Origin of the sequence: Chryseobacterium daecheongense, assembly GCA_027920525.1 — a bacterium.
Classification (GTDB): domain Bacteria; phylum Bacteroidota; class Bacteroidia; order Flavobacteriales; family Weeksellaceae; genus Chryseobacterium; species Chryseobacterium proteolyticum.
Window position 1 is genome coordinate 514,214 of record CP115858.1, and the last position, 15,566, is coordinate 529,779.

At 35.8% G+C, this 15,566-nt stretch carries 15 protein-coding genes; 9 read left to right on the plus strand and 6 right to left on the minus strand.

Features of this window, described 5'->3' with window-relative positions; translation table 11 throughout:
- Window positions 1-47: 47 nt before the first annotated feature.
- The 3 genes from PFY10_02005 to PFY10_02015 form a co-directional block, all read right to left on the minus strand.
- Window positions 48-782, minus strand: coding sequence for a hypothetical protein (locus PFY10_02005; protein WBV57214.1), 735 nt, complete (start codon window positions 780-782; stop codon window positions 48-50).
- A gap of 214 nt (window positions 783-996) precedes the next feature.
- Entirely contained in the window at window positions 997-1,809 is an 813-nt protein-coding gene (locus PFY10_02010; protein WBV57215.1) for an SDR family oxidoreductase, read from the minus strand.
- A gap of 120 nt (window positions 1,810-1,929) precedes the next feature.
- On the minus strand, window positions 1,930-2,229 hold the full coding sequence (locus tag PFY10_02015; protein WBV57216.1) for a hypothetical protein: 300 nt from the start codon (window positions 2,227-2,229) through the stop codon (window positions 1,930-1,932).
- Window positions 2,230-2,369: 140 nt separating this feature from the next.
- Between PFY10_02015 and PFY10_02020 the strand changes: the two genes are divergently transcribed.
- Together PFY10_02020 and PFY10_02025 are read left to right on the plus strand one after the other, a co-directional pair.
- The gene (locus PFY10_02020; protein WBV57217.1) at window positions 2,370-2,933 is read left to right on the plus strand and encodes a DNA-3-methyladenine glycosylase I; all 564 of its coding nucleotides are present in this window, start codon (window positions 2,370-2,372) and stop codon (window positions 2,931-2,933) included.
- Between the two features lie 32 nt (window positions 2,934-2,965).
- A complete protein-coding gene (locus PFY10_02025; GenBank protein ID WBV57218.1) occupies window positions 2,966-3,808 on the plus strand; it encodes a hypothetical protein in 843 nt (280 codons plus the stop codon).
- 43 nt (window positions 3,809-3,851) lie between these two features.
- Here the strand turns inward: PFY10_02025 and PFY10_02030 are convergent, their stop codons facing one another.
- Together PFY10_02030 and PFY10_02035 are read right to left on the minus strand one after the other, a co-directional pair.
- Window positions 3,852-4,706 (minus strand): nucleoside phosphorylase, encoded by an 855-nt coding sequence (locus PFY10_02030; GenBank protein WBV57219.1) that lies wholly within the window; start codon window positions 4,704-4,706, stop codon window positions 3,852-3,854.
- 7 nt (window positions 4,707-4,713) lie between these two features.
- Window positions 4,714-5,181, minus strand: a complete 468-nt coding sequence (locus PFY10_02035) for a hypothetical protein (GenBank protein WBV57220.1) — start codon at window positions 5,179-5,181, stop codon at window positions 4,714-4,716.
- Window positions 5,182-5,376: 195 nt separating this feature from the next.
- Here PFY10_02035 and PFY10_02040 point away from each other — a divergent pair, with 195 nt between their 5' ends.
- The 3 genes from PFY10_02040 to PFY10_02050 all read left to right on the plus strand — a co-directional run bounded on the left by PFY10_02040 (window position 5,377) and on the right by PFY10_02050 (window position 10,633).
- Window positions 5,377-7,230 carry a cytochrome-c peroxidase gene (locus PFY10_02040; GenBank protein WBV57221.1) on the plus strand — a complete coding sequence of 618 codons (1,854 nt, stop codon included), beginning with the start codon at window positions 5,377-5,379 and terminating at the stop codon, window positions 7,228-7,230.
- Window positions 7,231-7,529: 299 nt separating this feature from the next.
- The gene (locus PFY10_02045) at window positions 7,530-9,677 is read left to right on the plus strand and encodes a DUF839 domain-containing protein (GenBank protein ID WBV57222.1); all 2,148 of its coding nucleotides are present in this window, start codon (window positions 7,530-7,532) and stop codon (window positions 9,675-9,677) included.
- Window positions 9,678-9,733: 56 nt separating this feature from the next.
- Complete coding sequence (locus PFY10_02050) at window positions 9,734-10,633, plus strand: leucine-rich repeat domain-containing protein (GenBank protein WBV57223.1); 900 nt, start codon at window positions 9,734-9,736, stop codon at window positions 10,631-10,633.
- Between the two features lies 1 nt (window position 10,634).
- On the opposite strand, the gene PFY10_02055 is transcribed toward PFY10_02050, so the two are convergent.
- Window positions 10,635-10,958: a translation initiation factor gene (locus tag PFY10_02055; GenBank protein ID WBV57224.1), complete on the minus strand. Its 324-nt coding sequence runs from the start codon at window positions 10,956-10,958 to the stop codon at window positions 10,635-10,637.
- A 195-nt stretch (window positions 10,959-11,153) separates the two neighbouring features.
- On the opposite strand from PFY10_02055, the gene PFY10_02060 reads away from it, so the two are divergent.
- The 4 genes from PFY10_02060 (at window position 11,154) to PFY10_02075 (ending at window position 15,543) form a co-directional block, all read left to right on the plus strand.
- Entirely contained in the window at window positions 11,154-12,089 is a 936-nt protein-coding gene (locus tag PFY10_02060) for a DUF2268 domain-containing putative Zn-dependent protease (GenBank protein ID WBV57225.1), read from the plus strand.
- Between the two features lie 246 nt (window positions 12,090-12,335).
- On the plus strand, window positions 12,336-13,886 hold the full coding sequence (gpmI, locus tag PFY10_02065) for a 2,3-bisphosphoglycerate-independent phosphoglycerate mutase (GenBank protein ID WBV57226.1): 1,551 nt from the start codon (window positions 12,336-12,338) through the stop codon (window positions 13,884-13,886).
- 156 nt (window positions 13,887-14,042) lie between these two features.
- A complete protein-coding gene (locus PFY10_02070) occupies window positions 14,043-15,020 on the plus strand; it encodes an acyl-ACP desaturase (protein WBV57227.1) in 978 nt (325 codons plus the stop codon).
- Between the two features lie 91 nt (window positions 15,021-15,111).
- Window positions 15,112-15,543 carry a hypothetical protein gene (locus PFY10_02075; GenBank protein WBV57228.1) on the plus strand — a complete coding sequence of 144 codons (432 nt, stop codon included), beginning with the start codon at window positions 15,112-15,114 and terminating at the stop codon, window positions 15,541-15,543.
- Window positions 15,544-15,566: the final 23 nt, after the last annotated feature.

Below are 15,566 nucleotides of genomic sequence, written 5' to 3' on the forward strand. Positions count from 1 at the left end.
TTTAGACAGCCTACCTTGTTTTTTTATTAAAAAAATAAAAATGATATTTATAATTCTTCCAGTAAAACATAGGTTCCTACAGATGTTCTTGTAGATGCTCCTGAAACATAATATCCTGAGTTTCCGGCATTACTTCCTCCATAACGTACCTTGAGTTCAACATACGCGTTGCCAGCGGAGCCTGTTGTTACGATGATAATAGGAGGAGTAACACCCCCGTCATCAAAGGTTTCTGTAGACGATTCCGTATATCCCTGGGTTGTTACGATTGCTTCAGCGTCACCACCGGCTGAAAACAGAGATGTGATATAACCGGGAGTAGTATTGCTATTACCAGTGGTACTTCCTTTAATTCCAATGTATCCGGTTATTTTAAATGTTTTATTGGGGGGTAAATTGATTCTGTCTTTTTGGCTATTAAAGGACAGGTGATCTGTATTAATACCGCTTACCACACCATCATATGTTAAGTTGTAGTCAGTCCCTTTTGTAGTAAGAAACTGCGATGAGTTTTTGGAAAGTACCGCATAGATTTTTCTTCTGATCACTTCAGGATTGCTGTCCGATAATTTCTCAACATTCACTTTTTGAACAATCCCATTATCATCTGATGTTAAGATATATTTCGGAGCGGATGCAATACTGTCTACTTTCCTGATTCTTGTATTTCCATTCACATCAAGAGTAGCAGTTGGTGCTGTTGTATTAATTCCTACCTGTCCAGTTTGCGAGTACGCAAATGGCATAATGCTTATAAAAATAAGTATTTTTAACTTCTTCATAATTTGTTGCTTTTTGGCAAAGTTAAATTAATTCAATTATAAGAGAAAAAATACGAATTAAATATATTATGTTTGACATATAATCAAAACGTTCTATGTTTCATTTTTTATAAAATAAGCCGATTCAGTTAAAGCTATATTAATAGTAAGCTAGCAAATAAAAAACAGGCTGTCTTGAAAAGACAGCCTGCTTAATTTTTATTAAGAAAGTTGATTATTTCTCAACGTCATACTTACTAATTACTTTCTGAGTAACACCCGAACTACTGAAACCACCGTCATGGAAAAGATTCTGCATTGTTACTTTTTTGGTAAGATCAGAGAAAAGTGTAACACAGTAATCTGCACATTCAAGTGCCGTAGCGTTTCCAAGTGGAGACATGTCTTCTGCATATCCAAGGAAACCTCCGAAACCTTTTACTCCACTTCCGGCAGTGGTAGGAGTAGGAGACTGGGAAACCGTATTTACACGAACTTTTCTTTCCCCCCAATAGTTTCCGAATGTTCTCGCGATACTTTCAAGATAAGCTTTGTTATCAGACATATCATTATAATCAGGGAATGTTCTCTGAGCAGCAATATAAGTAAGTGCCAGGATGCTTCCCCATTCATTCATACAGTCTTTTTCCCATGCCACACGCATTACTTTATGGAAAGAAACAGCGGAGATATCCCATCCTTTTTCCAACCAGTCGTAGTTCATTTCTGTATAATGTTTTCCTTTTCTTACATTTACGGACATTCCTATGGAGTGAAGGATGAAATCTATTTTTCCGAATTTTGCGATCGCAGCATCAAAAAGTTTTTCAAGATCTTCAACAGAAGTAGCATCTGCTCCGATAACCTCTGAGCCTGTTTTTTCAGCTAAACCGTTAAGTTCTCCCATTCTCAAAGCAATAGGAGCATTAGATAAAATAAATTCAGCTCCTTCTTCATGGCATCTTTCAGCAACTTTCCATGCGATCGATTGTTCATTAAGGGCCCCAAAAATAATTCCCTTTTTGCCTTTAAGTAAACCGTATGACATAATTTTTTAATGTTTATTAATATTACAAATGTAGCGATAATTTGTGTTTAGAACATAATAAAAAAACGGAGCCTTATAAAAAGGTTCCGTTTTTTTGAAAATATTTATATGACTGAAATTTTAATTAGTTTTTTTATTCCATTCCGCTTTTACATCTTCAGCCGCATCCTTGGTTTTTTCCCAGGCTTCATCCGCCTTATCCTTGATGTCTTCCCAAGTGTCAGAAATATTAGCTTTTACCCTGTCAAGCCAATCTTCCTGACTAGCTTCTTCGTCATTGTTTCTTTTTTCATTGATATAATCCCTAGCTTTGTCTGCTAAATCATTAATTTTCCATTTCGCATCGGTCGCTGCATTTTTTAAAGAGTTTTCTGTTTTATTTACTGCGTCCTCTGCTTTGTTGTAATCCGAATTGTTCATAACATTTATTATTTAGTGTTGTTTATAGTAAAACAATAACCATTCCTAAAATCGGGCTCTGTTGTTAAAATTTTCATAATCTTTTGTTATAGTTTTCTAAATCCGTTTTATCTTTAAAGGGATAAATACAATCTTGAGATATGGAAAAAATACGTTGTGGATGGTGTGAAAAAGATGATCTGTACAGGAAATATCATGATGAAGAATGGGGGAATCCTGTTTATGATGATCAAAAGATTTTTGAATTTCTGATCCTTGAAAGTTTCCAGGCAGGATTAAGCTGGTATACCATTTTAAGCAAAAGAAAGCATTTTACGAAGGCTTTTGATGGCTTTGACTATAAAAAGATTGCAAAATATGAGGATAAAAAAATTGAGGAGCTTATGCAGAATTCCGGCATTATAAGAAACAGGCTGAAAATTTTAGCAACGGTCAACAATGCACAGAAGTTTATGGAAGTCCGGAATGAATTTGGAACTTTTTCCAAATATATCTGGGGTTTTGTAGGTGGTGAACCTATTGACAATAAGCCCAAAAGCTTGAAAGATGTTCCAGCCACTACTGAAATTTCCGATATTTTATCCAAAGACCTCAAGAAAAGAGGTTTTAAATTTATGGGATCAACGGTAGTATATGCCCATATGCAGGCGACCGGTATGGTAAATGATCACATCGAGAACTGTTTTCTGAGGCTGCAATCCTGATACAACAACAAAATTATATAAAACTAAAAACGATGAATAGAATTTTACTTATGGCAGGTCTGATCTGCGCAAATTTAATGTTCGGGCAATCCAAGAAGTCACTTGAAAAGAGGCCTTTTATTCCGGTTGAAATCACTAAAACTGATGGTTCTACCGAAAATATTTTGTTAAGAGATATTTATTTCCCCAAAGCTGAATCCTTTATGGGGATTGTAGCACAAAATAAAAATAAATCTGTTTTTGAGAATGAACAATTATTTGAATACAAAACTTCTGAAGCGTCGGAGATCAAGAAAATAGGGTATCATGATATTCAAAAAATAAAGGTAGTAGATAAGTATGATGATGAAGTTATAGGTTATGAAAAGCTGAGCATTAAAAAAGTGAGTAAGGATAATGATGTAAAAGATAAAAATTATACAGCCATCCTTCCCATTCTTTACGATGGAAAAATAGATATTTACGGGTATGAATATACAGTTTGTGGCAATGGTATGGGATGCATGTACGCAGGCACGATTATGTATATTAAAAATGACAAATCAGATTTTGCCGTAATGCCTGTTGATGTGGATGAAGTTTCATTGTTTAACCTGGGAAGCCTCGATGAAAAATTAATTAATGCTTTTAAATATGCCGGTGGGGATTGCCCTGAATTTGTAAAGTATCTGGATAATCTTTATATAAAATTACAAGACAGGGATTTTAGGAAAAAAATGAAGCAGGACATTAAAGACAATTACCAAAAAGCGATTGATGAATCTAAAAGTCTTGATAAAAAAGATAGATTCAATTATGTTACACGAAAAAGATCCGAATACGATATTAAAATGTTTGTGAAGATCATCAATGAATATGAAAAGAATTGTCCATAAAACAAAAGGATTTCAATTTTGAAATCCTTTTGTTTTTTTCTTATTATTTGATTATTCTCTCCAATACCCATTCAATAAGGTTCTTTTCCGATGCATGGTGATCAGAGGAAAATTCTCCACGTCTTCTGTTGGCAATTACATTATTTACGGTAATTGCTTTGTGTCCCAATAGTTTTGAGAATGCATAAATTGCCGAAGTTTCCATTTCGAAATTAGTAATGCCAAGTTCGTTCAATGTCTCCAGGAATTTATCATCCAGGGATTTCAGACGAAGTTGTCTGCCCTGTGGAGCATAGAATCCAGGGAATGTGGCGGTATTTCCATGATATCTGGCATCTTTATAGTATTCAGCAATATCTTCAGCCCAGTCAGCAAAATAAAGCATTGGCTTAATTTTCTCATAAGGGAACTTTTCGATAAAGTTCTTTGAAAAAGCATTTTCAAAATGGTAATCCTTATAAAAGTGCATAAGACCATCCAAACCTACAACATTTTGGGTTACCAGCATATTGTCCACCTGTACATCTGGATTCACGCTACCGCATGTTCCCATACGGAAAAGTTCAAGCGCCTTATGCTCGGTTTTAATTTCCTTATTTTTAAGATCGATATTAACCAGGGCATCCAGCTCATTCATTACAATATCGATATTCTCCGTACCGATTCCGGTGGACATCACTGAAATTCTTTCACCACGTAAAACTCCTGTGTGGGTATAGAATTCCCGTTTATTCTTTTTAATTTCTACTTTATCAAAATACTGAGATACTTTCGGAACCCTGTCAGGATCACCAACTAGGATAATTTTATCCGCAATATCTTCAGGTAAAAGGTTTAAGTGGTAAACACTTCCGTCATCATTTAGTACCAGCTCGGAAGCTGCAAGTTTATTTAGCATATTATGTTTATTTTTTTATGTCAATGAAAATGGCATCTTTATAAGGAGAACTTACAAGCTCATAAATAGAGCCGTACTCTTCTACGATCCTTTTCTGGCCATTGAAAACTTCGTAAACGGTTACTGTTGTTTTTTCAAAGTTTTTTGGATCTTTTCTCTGAGAGGTAATTTCATAAAAATGATTATCTTTTTTCAAAACAGAAACCAACTCTTCTTTAGTTGAATTATTCGAAGACATCATTCCCGGAAAATCCATTACAACATCTTTTAATTCGGTATAAGCTTTATAAGGTTTGGTCTCGCCGTTGGAGTAAACGTAAACTTTAGGTACTGCCTGATCCTGTACCAGACGGATCAGATAATAATCATTACCCTTTTTTTCTGCATATACAGCCATTTCCTGACCTAATTTCTGGGCAAAAATCCCAAATGAGAAAAGACTTGCTACAAAAGCCAGTAGTAATTTTGTTTTCATAATGATATTTCGTTTTTGATTAGTTGTAAATATATAAAATCCTCATCCCATTAATCCACATCATATTTTAAAAAGAACAGGCAGTATATCCGGCTTTTCAGTATAATGAATTTGGTTTCGGGGTTTAAAATTAATAAAAATTCATGAATTAAAATATAAACATTATTTAATCCAGATTTAAAACTGAGATAATGTATGATGATTACATTTGCCGCTAAAAATTTCATGAAATACTCTTTACTGCTTATTATTTTAACTTTCGGTTTTGCAATTATGTCATTTAATCCTACAGATAAAGGGACGAAAAATGAAAATACTTTTATCAATAACGGGTTAACTGACTTTAAAAATAAGCTTGAACAGTTGAAAAGAGATGTTTACCTGTTTGGGGATGATAAAATATCTCTTGAAGATCTGCAGAAATCATTGAGTACTACCCGAAACTCTTTTAAGGAAATAGAATTCTATATTGCCTATCATTACCCTGAATTCACAAAAACCCATCTTAATGCTGCTCCTTTATTTCATATTGAGGCAGCAGGAACGTCCGCCTATACTTTGCCCCCGGAAGGATTACAGGTTTTGGATGAACTGATTTACTCGGAAGAGGCAGCTGAACAGAAAGAGAAAATAAAATCCATTACTGATTTTTTGTACAATAGTTATTCTAACTTTTATTTAAGCTCGGTAAAAAACGGATTGAGCAAAGGTGTCAATAAAACATTACCACTCCGTATAGAGTTAATAAGGATTTATAGCTTGGGAGTTACAGGCTTTGATACACCCGGTTCTTTAAATATTTCTGAAGAAGCAGCGTATGCGCTTTTGGGAATAAAAAAATACATTAATGATGATCCTTATTTCAGGAATTATAATATTCAGAAAGCAAATACCATTCTTTCTGATGCAACCGGATACCTTGCAGTTAATAAAAATTTTGAAACATTTGACCGCATTGAATTTTATAAAAAATACATCCAGCCTCTTTATGAAGAATTTGGAAACTGGGACGGAAGAACAGATGACCTCAAGGCGTTTTCGGGATGGAACGCTCAGAACAAAAACTTTTTCAGCAGCGATTTTCTGGATCCCTATTTTTATACCCTTTTAAAGGCATCTGAAGATAATCCTGAGCTTAAGAAACTGGGCAAAGAAATATTCTATGACCAAAGCGTAAGCGGAAATGGAAAAATGAGCTGCGCTACATGCCATTTGCCGGAAAATGCTTTTACAGACCTTAAAGCAAAGTCGCCAAGCAATGTTGAAGGAAAAACCGTGTTGCGGAATTCTCCTTCTTTGTACAACGCAGTATTTGCTAAAAGATTTTTTTACGATATGCGTGCTTTTTATATCGAGCAACAGGCAGAGCATGTTATCTACAATGAACAGGAATTCAATACGAGCTATGAAAGTATTATTAAAAAATTAAAGGAAAAACCGGAATATAAAAGAGCATTCCGTGCAGCATTTAAAGATGGGAAGATCAGTAAAGAAAATTTCTCCAAAGCATTGAGTTCATATGTAGCTTCCCTTTATTCTTTTGAAAGTGATTTTGATCGCTTTATGAGAAATGAGAAAGAAATCTCAGATGATGCTAAAAAAGGATTCAATTTATTCATGGGAAAAGCCAATTGTGCAACCTGTCATTTTGCCCCTCATTTCTCAGGATTGGTTCCTCCCTTCTATAATGAGAATGAATCGGAAGTGTTAGGGGTTACAAAAGCGCCGATCAGTAAACTGCCTTTAGAACTGGATTCTGATTTGGGAAGAGTGAAAAGCCCGGTGAAAAAAGAAAATTCCTGGATCTATGAAAATTCTTTTAAAACCATGACAGTAAGAAATATTGCGCTTACAAAGCCTTATTTTCATAATGGAGCATTTAATACTCTGGAAGAAGTGCTGGATTTTTATAATGAAGGAGGAGGCGAAGGTCTGGGGTTAAAAATAAATAACCAGACTTTACCAGCGGATAAACTTAATCTTACCGAAACTGAAATGAAGCAGATCATTGCATTTCTAAACGCTCTGACGGATATAAGCAAAAGATAACAGGGAAGTGTTTATAATGAGCGGGCTAAAGTTTATTTTGATTTAATAAGTAAATTTCGAAATTCGAAATGAACGTGCTATACTTAAAAAGTAATCGTATTAAGTTCAATATTCCACTTATATGGTAATTATCACATAACCACGAATTTCAAATCCTGCATCATATTTAACACAAACTTAATTCACTTAACATTGGGTTTTTAATTTTGTAACATTGCTGATGCTTTATTTAAAACTCTATTAATAGAGGGCTGGTGATAAAAAAATAGTTTTGCAACATCTAATAAATCGAAATTATTATGAAGAAAAAACTACTAACAGTTGCAGCTCTTGCACTCGTATCAGGTTCTGCCCTTCAGGCACAGACCTTTGTTTTCAATAAAAATGCCTCATGGAGGTATATCGACAACAACCAGGCGCAGGTTACCCAGTGGAAAGATACCAATTTTGATGTTTCTTCCTGGTCTACAGGAAACGGTCCGTTAGGATATGGTGATCCTGTAACTACCACTATTAATTCAGGTCTTACTGCAGCTTATTTTGCAAAAGACTTTAGTGTTAATCTTGCTGATCTTTCCGATACTATGGAGTTAGGAGTGATGAGAGATGACGGTATTGTTGTATACCTTAACGGACAGGAAGTGGTAAGGGACAATATGCCTACCGGAACTATCGCTTTTAATACACCTTCTGTGACCACAATTGACGGTGCTGCAGAGAATGTGTATAATGTTTTCTCGATTCCAAAATCAAAATTTGTTAACGGAAACAACAGGATATCCATTGAACTGCACAACAGAAGCGGACAAAGCTCAGACCTGAGAATTGATGCTTATTTAAAAACGGTAAGCGGAACAACGAATCCTGTTGGTTGTAATGCGGCTCACATCAGTTGTTTCACTTCTATTGTTCCTACTTCACAAACCAATAAACTGATCATCCCTGCCGAGCATAAATATCAGCTTATTTTAAAAGAAGGAGATGCCTATACACAAGGAGGTGGATTAGTAGGTGGACAGAATGATTTTACCGCTTATGTTGCTAAAAACGCCAGCTCAACCGATGGTTATCTTTCAGTAAACCATGAAACAAATCCAGGTGGAGTTACGATGGCTGAAATCAATTATAATGCTTCAACGAAGCTTTGGCAGCTGACAAAATCCAGAGCTGTGGATTTCTCTACACCAAGCCTTGTACAGACGATCAGAAACTGTTCAGGAGGTATTACTCCTTGGGGAACTGTGGTTACAGCTGAAGAATCTGTAACCTCAAGTGATACCAATGCTGACGGATATAAAGATTATGGTTGGTTGGTAGAAATTGATCCTGCAACGGCTCAGGTAATTTCACAGAATCCGGACGGTTCTAAAGGGAAATTATGGCAGATGGGTATAATGAATCACGAAAATGTAGTGATCAATAATGCAGGAACGACAGCTTATTATGGTGAGGATGGAGGAACCCATCTGGTTTATAAATATGTAATGGATACACCCAACAACCTTTCATCAGGTAATCTTTATGTACTGAAACTGGATCAGGGATTAAGCAGTACAGGAGATCCGGTAGTAAATACAGCAACATGGATCCAGGTACCTAATAAGACAAAAGCAGACCAGAATAATACAAATAACCTGGCTTTTTCATTAGGAGGTACAAAATTCAACGGAATAGAAGATGTGGATATCAGCCCATTGGATGGGAAGATTTATTTTACTGCAAAAGGTTTAAATAAAGTATATCGCTTACAGGATAACGGAACTACCGCTTCTCAAGTAGAAACATTTGTCGGAGGGCTTTCTACTGTATATTCTTTCAATACGGCACAAGGGATCAAATCAGAAGCATGGGGAGATGGGAATGACAATCTTACTTTTGATGAACTTGGAAACCTTTGGGTGTTACAGGATGGAGGAAAAAATTATATTTGGGTAGTAGCTCCGGATCACACTCAGGCGAATCCTAAAGTGAGACTTTTTGCTTCTATGCCGGCAGGTTCTGAGCCTACAGGACTTACCTTTACTCCAGATCATAAATTCGGATTCTTTTCGATTCAGCATCCGGATGCGACAATCTCTACAGATGTGGATGCCACTGGAAATACAATTGACTACAGAGGAAAATCGGCCACCATTGTTGTCGCTCTTAAAAATAATTTAGGACAAAACGGTACTTTGGGAACAATTGACGCTAAAACGGAAAGTACAGTTAGTGTAGCTCCAAACCCGACGTCAGGAATTGTGAAGATCAATTCTTCTAAAGGCTTGAAAGATATTTCTGTAACAGCCTACAGCATGGATGGTAAAATTGTATTCACAAAGAAATTTACAGGCTCTCATACTGCGTTGGATTTAGACTTTACATCCCAACTTGAAGCTTCCCGTGTTTTGATCGTAAATATCGAGGCAGAAGGATTCCAGAAAACAGTAAAAGTAATAAAGAAGTAATGTATTAATATTCAGTTGCTGCCGGTAATTCTGTTATCGGCAGCTTTTATCTATCTATGAAAAAACTTTCCTTATTGATTATTCTGTTCGCACTGAACTACAGCTATGCACAGATTGATCCGGTAAAATATCCTACCTACACGACTATCGAAGATGCTTTAAAAAGTGAAAAGCCGGTATACAGTATGAGTTTCAGAGGTAAAGGTTTATTTAATCTTCCTTCTGATATAAGAAAATTTACTTCCCTGTTCTTTCTTAATATCATGGGAAATAATCTGGAAAAGATGGATCCTCAACTATTTGCTTTGAAGAATCTGGAGATACTGAATGTCAATGAAAACAGCATCAAGTTTATTCCGGATGAAGTAGGAGAGCTTACTCAATTGAAAACCCTTTCAATGAATCTGAACAGCCTGACCTCTGTTAATCCCAATATTGCCAGGTTACAGCAATTGAAAGTAATTCATCTCGATGCTAATAATCTGAATGTTTTCCCGGAAGCCTTAACGGAAATTCCGGCATTGGAGGAAATTAATCTCCAGGATAATCAGATCAGCTTTATTTCCGAACGTCTGAATCAAATTAAAAATTTAAAATACCTGAATCTGGCAGCGAACCAGATCAATGATCTTGGCAATCTTGAATTTCCCAAGAATCTGAAGTATCTGGAATTACAGCAAAATGCTATTTCCAAACTACCTGAATCCCTTTTTCAATCAAAAAATCTGGAGTTCCTTAACGTGAGCCAGAATAATATTCAGGAAATTCCGGCAAAAATAAAAGGATTGAAAAATGTGGTAAGTATGAACTTTGCAAACAATAACTTAAAAGACCTGCCTAAGGATATTTCTCAGCTGAAAAATCTTAAAACATTGATATTAACGGGGAATCCTATGGATAAGGCTACCATTGAAAAATATAAGAAATTGCTACCTGATACTCAGATCTATTTCTAAGCTATCCGCCAACCCTTTTCGTTTTATAGCCCATATCTTTAAGAATCTCCATAATCTTATCTCGGTTATCCCCCTGAATAATGATCATCCCATCTTTTTCCGATCCTCCGATCCCTAAAGTGGTTTTGATCTTTTTGGAGATTTTTTTCAAATCTTCTTCACTTCCTTCCCAGCCTTCAATCACTGTAACGGGTTTTCCATTTCTTCCTTTTTTTTCAAACTTGCATATCAGGGGTTCTTTCTGCTTGAATTTTTCTTCAGGCATTTCAAAATCCTGCTCTTCATGGTCAGGAAAAAGGTTCTTTAGTTGATCTCGTAAATCCATAAAGCAAAATTAAAAATAATAATTAATACCTCGCCGCAGATTTTTCATAATCATAAGCAAAAAGTATTCATTCCAATAGTATATGTCGTGAATGCCTATTGATTTAAAGCAAAAAACTTTTGTATTCCACATTAAATACAAAGGCGATTTTTATATTTTTGGAATTCATAAAATACACTCAACTAAAATGAGATCATGAAAATAAAAACAAGGACCATTCTTATAGCATTCACTTTAATTTTTGCAGGGGTAAATGCTCAGACAAATTTTTCCACAAATCCTCTGGATGCTGTCTTTGAAACAAGAGATACTGATAAATTCTGGAAAGCTTTTGATCAGATAGAAACATCAAAGAAAAATCCTTTTGCAGATTATGTAAAAGACGGATCTCCCGGAGTAAAAGGTTTTATGGAATTCAGGATCATCAATGCCGATTCTTTATATTCAAAAGTAAAAAAGAAGAGGGAAGATTATTTAAAAAGCCGGAATGTACTGAGTGGGATCAATCAAAAAGAAAAAAGGACAAGGGCAATTTACAGCGCGTTAAAATATTGGTATCCCGAAGCTAAATTTCCACCCGTATATTTTGTCTATGGAAGATTTAATTCCGGAGGAACGACTTCTAATGATGGTATTATAATTGGCACTGAAATGCTTAAAAATCTGGATGGCGTTACGGGGCTTATTGCTCATGAATTGATTCATTTTCAACAAAATATTATGGGAAATGACATGCTGCTAAAATATACCTTGCTTGAGGGAGGAGCGGATTTTGTCAGCGAATTGATATCTGGTGAAAATATTAATGTAAAAGCATTTCAATATGGTGAAGCACATGCTGATCCTTTAAAAAAGGAGTTTGTCGCTTTATTAAAGGGAAACAGTGCTACGGACTGGCTTTATGAAACCAGTAAAAAAGATGACCGTCCTAATGATTTAGGATATTGGATGGGATATAAAATTTCAGAAGCCTATTTTAATAAACAAACAGATAAGCATAAAGCAATCCATGATATATTGAATATCAAAGATCCCTTGTTATTTTTGAAAGAAAGCGGTTTTTTAGATCAATACATCAAAGAATACACAAAGAAAGACCACAAAAAGTTTGAAGACTTTTTTAAAGCGTAAACTGTAAACGTTTGAATATTTGAATTGCTGAAAGTTCATATCATATATGATGCTGTTCCTAGGAATAGAGATTAAGCAGCCACCATTATTATTAATGAGAATCTTATTGAATTTCAAAATCCGTTACTGTAAAAAAATCCATTGTTTAAAGAGAAAATAAATAAAAGCTTTAATAAAAATTTAAGTCTTTAAAAGGATCAGTTTCATTGGAAAATAGGTAAATTTGTATATTAAAAGTTACAAAAAATGTCGAAAAAAGCAATACTGGCCATACTTGACGGATGGGGACTGGGAAAAAATCCTGAAGTTTCAGCACTTGATAAAGCCAATACACCATTTATAGATAGTTGTTTTCATAAATTTCCACACACCACACTTGAAGCGAGCGGTACTGCAGTAGGTCTTCCTGCAGGGCAGATGGGGAATTCAGAAGTAGGACACATGAATCTTGGAGCAGGAAGAGTGGTTTACCAGAATCTAGTAAAACTGAATATGGCAGTAGAAAATGGGACCCTCGGGGAGGAAAAAGTTATTCAGGAAGCTTTCGAATATGCTAAAAGGGAAAATAAAAAAGTACATTTTATCGGATTGGTTTCCAATGGAGGTGTACATTCCCATATCAATCACTTAAAAGGTCTTTTAACTGCGGCTAAAAATTTCGGATTGAATGAAAATGTTTTTGTCCACGCTTTTACGGACGGTAGAGACTGCGATCCGCATTCAGGATTGGGATTCATCAAAGAACTTGATGAACATATGCTTGCTACGACCGGCAAACTGGCAACTATTGTCGGAAGATATTACGCCATGGACAGGGATAAGAGATGGGAAAGAGTAAAATTAGCTTATGATGCGCTAACAGAAGGAGTAGGACTTCAGACAACTGATGCATTGGCAGCAATCCAGCAGTCATATGATAATAATGTTACCGATGAGTTTTTAAAGCCGATTATCCTTATGAATACTACGGAAACAGGTAATGTGGTTCCTGTAGCTAAAATTGTGGATAATGATGTGGTTATTTGCTTTAACTTCCGTACCGACCGGGGAAGAGAGATCACAGAAGTTCTGTCTCAGAAAGATTTTCCGGAATTCTTTATGCGTAAGCTGAATCTGTATTATGTTACCCTTACCAACTATGACAAGACCTTTAATAATGTAAAGGTAGTTTTTGATGAAGAAGTTTTACAGGAAACGATGGGGGAAATCATCGAAAAAAATGGTAAAACGCAGATCCGGATTGCAGAAACAGAAAAATATCCTCACGTTACCTTTTTCTTTTCCGGTGGTAGAGAGAAAGAATTTGTAGGGGAAAAAAGATTGCTTTGTCCAAGCCCTAAAGATGTTCCTACTTATGATCTTAAGCCTGAAATGTCTGCCTATGATATTACCAATGCTATTGTTCCGGAACTGGAAAATGAAACTGCTGATTTTGTTTGCCTCAACTTTGCGAATACGGATATGGTAGGACATACCGGAGTATTTGAAGCTGCTGTAAAAGCTGCTGAAACGGTAGATAAGTGCATTGAGAAAGTGGCTACTACAGCTTATGAACATGGTTATGCCGTCTTTATCCTTGCAGATCACGGGAACTCAGATGTCATGATCAATCCTGATGGGACACCAAATACACAGCATTCAACGAATCTGGTACCGCTTATTATAATGGATAAGGACCGTACCTGGAATTTAAAACCGGGGAAATCCGGAAAACTGGGCGATGTAGCTCCGACTATTTTAAAAATAATGGGAATAGACATTCCGGAAAGTATGACAGGAGATGTTTTAGTAAACTAAGATTACCAATAAAAAATAAAAAAATGCCGTTACATTAATAATGGCATTTTTTATGATATATGTCATACATATTATGAGAGACATACGTTATTATGCTCTAAATAATAAATAAATCCTATCTTTGTATATTAATTATAATAAATCTAAATAACTGAAATGTATCAAACGCTGGTAAGGAAGGAAGTGATGAGTATTCTAGAAAAGGAAGTAAGTTCTTTTCTGGAAAAGTTTTTGACGCCAATTGAAAAAATATGGCAACCCTCAGATTACCTTCCGGATCCGTCAAGTGAAAATTTCAAGTATGATTTAGAAGAAATTCAGACCTTCGCTCGTGAAATGCCTTATGACCTTTTTGTAACCCTTATCGGTGACTGTATTACAGAAGAGGCTCTACCATCCTATGAATCTTGGTTAATGGGTGTAGAAGGTATTGATCAGGAAGAAAAAGTAGGCTGGGCCAATTGGGTAAGATCATGGACAGGTGAAGAAAACAGGCATGGTGATTTGCTGAATAAATATCTTTATTTATGCGGCAGGGTTAACATGAGAGAAGTAGAGATTACGACTCAGTACCTTATCAGTGACGGTTTCGATCTTGGAACAAGTATGGATCCTTACAGAAACTTTGTATATACAAGCTTCCAGGAAACAGCAACTAATATTTCGCATAGAAGGGTAGGAACTTTAGCTAAACAATCAGGAAACGGAAAATTGGCAAAAATGTGTGGAGTGATTGCAGCAGACGAAGCAAGACACGCTAAAGCATATAAACATTTCGTTGCAAAGATCCTTGAGCTGGATCCGTCGGAAATGATCCTGGCATTTGAAGATATGATGCGTAAGAAAATTGTTATGCCGGCTCACTTAATGAGACAGTCAGGACAGAAAGCAGGTGAGTTGTGGGGACATTTCTCAGATGCCGCACAAAGATGTATGGTGTATACCGGTCAGGATTATATCAATATCATGAAAGATCTGCTTGATGAGTGGAAAATAGAACACATCAAAGGTCTTACTGAAAAGGCTGAAAAAGCACAGGAATACCTTATGAAGCTTCCGGCGAGATTACAGAAAATTACAGACAGAGTTTCTACTCCTGACTTACAATTCCAGTTCAGTTGGGTGAAAAGTTAGGTATGGAATACTTAAAAAATAAAAGTAAGAGTGCCAAGTGTTTTTGGCACTCTTTTTATTTCTTATCTTTGCACAGCTAAAAACGCAGAAAATGTTAAATAATAAAAAAATTGCTGTAGACTTCGACGGAACCATCGTTGACGATGCTTATCCGGGGATCGGAAAAGCGAAGATCTTTGCATTTGAAACTTTAAGAAAACTTCAATCCGAGGGTTACAGGTTAATTCTTTGGACATACAGACACGGAAAAACATTAGATGAGGCAGTAGAATTCTGCAAGAAAAACGGAATAGAATTTTATTCTGTAAACGGTAGTTTTGAAGGAGAAGTTTTCGACCCTGAAACACAATCCCGAAAAATTGATGCAGACTGGTTTATTGATGACAGAAATTTAGGAGGTTTTCCGGGATGGGGAGAAATCTATAATATTATCCACGAAAGGATAGAATTCCGTGTGGAAGGTAAAGAAGTTTTAGCATACTCCAAACTTAAGAAAGAAAAGAAAAAAGGCCTTTTCTGGTAAATTAATAGATATGAGAAGGAGAC